4 protein-coding genes and 1 pseudogene are annotated in these 2,538 nt (G+C 72.6%); 1 reads left to right on the forward strand and 4 read right to left on the reverse strand.

Going from position 1 to position 2,538, the window contains the following annotated elements; genetic code table 11:
* Together GT354_RS04165 and GT354_RS04170 are read right to left on the reverse strand one after the other, a co-directional pair.
* A partial coding sequence (locus GT354_RS04165) for an alpha/beta fold hydrolase (protein ID WP_161354799.1) occupies positions 1-213 on the reverse strand: 213 nt, incomplete at its 3' end.
* A 111-nt stretch (positions 214-324) separates the two neighbouring features.
* Positions 325-1,239, reverse strand: a complete 915-nt coding sequence (locus tag GT354_RS04170; RefSeq protein WP_346011837.1) for a hypothetical protein — start codon at positions 1,237-1,239, stop codon at positions 325-327.
* A gap of 156 nt (positions 1,240-1,395) precedes the next feature.
* On the opposite strand from GT354_RS04170, the gene GT354_RS04175 reads away from it, so the two are divergent.
* Positions 1,396-1,581 (forward strand): hypothetical protein, encoded by a 186-nt coding sequence (locus GT354_RS04175; RefSeq protein WP_161354800.1) that lies wholly within the window; start codon positions 1,396-1,398, stop codon positions 1,579-1,581.
* Positions 1,582-1,861: 280 nt separating this feature from the next.
* Here GT354_RS04175 and GT354_RS04180 read toward each other — a convergent pair whose 3' ends face one another.
* Together GT354_RS04180 and GT354_RS04185 are read right to left on the reverse strand one after the other, a co-directional pair.
* The gene (locus tag GT354_RS04180; protein ID WP_161354801.1) at positions 1,862-2,059 is read right to left on the reverse strand and encodes a hypothetical protein; all 198 of its coding nucleotides are present in this window, start codon (positions 2,057-2,059) and stop codon (positions 1,862-1,864) included.
* 127 nt (positions 2,060-2,186) lie between these two features.
* A pseudogene (locus GT354_RS04185) lies at positions 2,187-2,538 on the reverse strand (SDR family NAD(P)-dependent oxidoreductase); the annotation flags it as partial.

Genomic DNA, 2,538 nt, shown 5'->3' on the forward strand with positions numbered 1-2,538 from the left:
CAACGACTGCCCGACCACGATCACCCGCTCACATCCGGCGGCAGCCTCGACGATCAGGTCGGCGTACTCCGGCAATCCGGCGCTCTCGTCCTCTCCGGGCAGATCCACCGAGACCACATCCCGCCCGCGGGACCGCAGTTCGGCCTCGACCACATGCCAATACCAGGTACCGCCACCGGCCCCGGGAACCAACACATACACGGCGTCCGTCATGCGCAAGACCCTACGGGGCCGGTCCCTCATCGCCGGGCACGAACACGATTTTCGACTCGGCCCGCACACCTTCGCCCAGGCGGCGAACGCCGGCGGACGGTGGTGCGACGGTCACGCGTGCGGGGGCATCGCGGCGCCGTGCCCCGGTGCCGGTGTTCGGCCGAGCCCCGGCGCCGGTGTCCGCTTGTTCGCCGAGAGGCGGCACAGAGTGTGGCGCGAGCCCGACACGGTGACGCGAGTCCGGATGGGCTCGGTCGGCGGTGGAGGCGCCGGCGACGGACGGCCGCCGAGGGTGTCCTCGAAGCGGCGGCGGATGGGATCCCAGCGGGCGTCGTGGCGAGCGGCCCGGACGGTGGCCCGACGAAGCTTGCGCGGGTGGTCGCGGTAGAAGCGCTCGGCCCAGGGCGAACCGGGGCGAGCCAGCCGGCAGGCCGCGACCATGTTGACCACGGGGACCAGCACGCCGATCACGCCGATCCGGAACTTGCCCTTGGCGAAGGTGATCCCCGCGACCAAGACCGTCAGCAGGACCGCGACCACCCACCCCACCCGATCGCCGACCGTGGTACCCGCGGGCTCCGACGCGTCGAACGGTACGGACCCCGTCACCGCGAGCCCGACCACGGCGATCGCGAGCACCGTGGCCTCGACCGACACCCGGCCCTGTTCGGACCAGTAGACGTCGTCGAGGTGGACGATCATCGCGAACTCGTCGAGCACCAGCCCGGCACCCATCCCGAACAGCACACCCGCGATCGACCGCGCCACGATGTTCCCGCCGGCCCCGACCGCGAGCACGCCGCCGACCAGCGTGAGCACGATGCCCGGGACGACGTGATGGATGTGCACGCCACCCGTGCTCACGTTGCGAAACGGCCCGCGGCCGGCCCGGATCATCCGGGTGATCGTCCGGGTGGCCAGGAACGTCACGAGCAGCGCGGCGAACGCGAGCAGGAGCGGCAATCGGCCGTCCCGGATCACCGTGTCGTGCCACCAACCGGCAACGTCGAGGCCCTGCGCGGTCATGTGTACGATTCCTCCGCGTGTGCGTCGGTCCCCGTGCCCGCGTTCGTCTTCCCGGCCGGACGCGGGCTACGAACGGCGAACGGGTGAACTCGCGGCAGGCCGCTCGGGTGGGCGATGCGGCGGTGACCAAGCGGGCGTCGTTTCGTTGGTGCAGGCATGATCAAGCGCATCGCACTCGTCGTCCTCGCCGGCGTTGCCCTGTCGGTGGCCTTCGCCGTCATCGCCTCGGCCGAGCCGACACCCGACCCCGGGGAGATCACCGGCACCCCGGGCGACCCCTACCCGGACGGCGCCAACGAGCTCACTCGTTTCGACGGGGCGGCGGACATGCTGCCCCTGTAGTCGGCGCCTCCCTGACCGGCCGCCCCCGGCCGATCGATCCGACCGGGGGCGGCCCCGCAGCCCGAGCAGTCCGGAGCCACCCCGAGCGGCCCCGGGAATCTCGCGCGCCCGCTTCCTCTCCCCGGCCCCGGCTCCCGGCCGCCGAACGCCACGAACGCGCCCGACCGATGGCCTCGTCCGGCGCCCGAGCCAACGGCACCCGAGCGAACCGCACCCGAGGAAACCGCACCCGCGCGAACGCACCCGCGCCGACCGAGGCCGACGCTGGAGGCGGTTCGCCTCACCGGCCGTCGAGATCGCGCCGCAACTCCTCGGTCTCGCGATTCGCCGCGGCGAGGTCGGCCGTCATCCTGCGGGTGCCCTCGGCAACGCCCGCGTCCCAGATGCGCTGAACCAGGGCCCCGGCCTCGGCCTGCGACAGGTCCGTCTCGCGCATCACCAACTCGGTCAACTCGATGATCGGGTGCTTGGCGTCCATCCCCCCAGCACACCGCCGCTCCCACCGTTGCGCACCCCGAGCACCGCCTTTCGGACCAAGCGGTCGCGGGCCACCGGCCCAGCCGCCCACCCGGCGACCCGCGGGCCGCCGGGTCGGTGCCGCAGCCTCATCGGTCGGTCGACAGCAAGTGGCGGTAGCTGTCCGGGTTTTCGATCAGGAAGTCGGTGAACGAGCGAGGCGGGTGACCGGTCAGGTCCTCGACCGCCGAGGACACCACGTTCAACTCGCCGACGGCGATGGCCTCGTACGACGTGACCCAGCCGGTCACCTCCCACTCGGCCGCGTCGTACCGGGCCCGGGAGGCGTACGCCTCGTCCGGGGTCTCCGGTACGTAGGTCACCGTACGGCCGACGAAGCGGGTGAGTTCGGCCGCCGCCTCGGTGAGGGTGAGCGCGGCGGGCCCGGTGAGGTCGTACACGGCCCCGTCGTGCTCCCGATCGGCCGACAGTACGGCCGCC

Source organism: Streptomyces sp. SID3343 (assembly GCF_009865215.1).
Lineage (GTDB): Bacteria > Actinomycetota > Actinomycetes > Streptomycetales > Streptomycetaceae > Embleya.

What these genes read in the sequence shown, in the direction of transcription:
- GT354_RS04170 (WP_346011837.1), bottom strand. Translation starts at nt 1,239, where the DNA reads ATGACCGCGCAGGGCCTCGACGTTGCCGGTTGGTGGCACGACACGGTG.
- GT354_RS04175 (WP_161354800.1), top strand. Translation starts at nt 1,396, where the DNA reads ATGATCAAGCGCATCGCACTCGTCGTCCTCGCCGGCGTTGCCCTGTCG.
- GT354_RS04180 (WP_161354801.1), bottom strand. Translation starts at nt 2,059, where the DNA reads ATGGACGCCAAGCACCCGATCATCGAGTTGACCGAGTTGGTGATGCGC.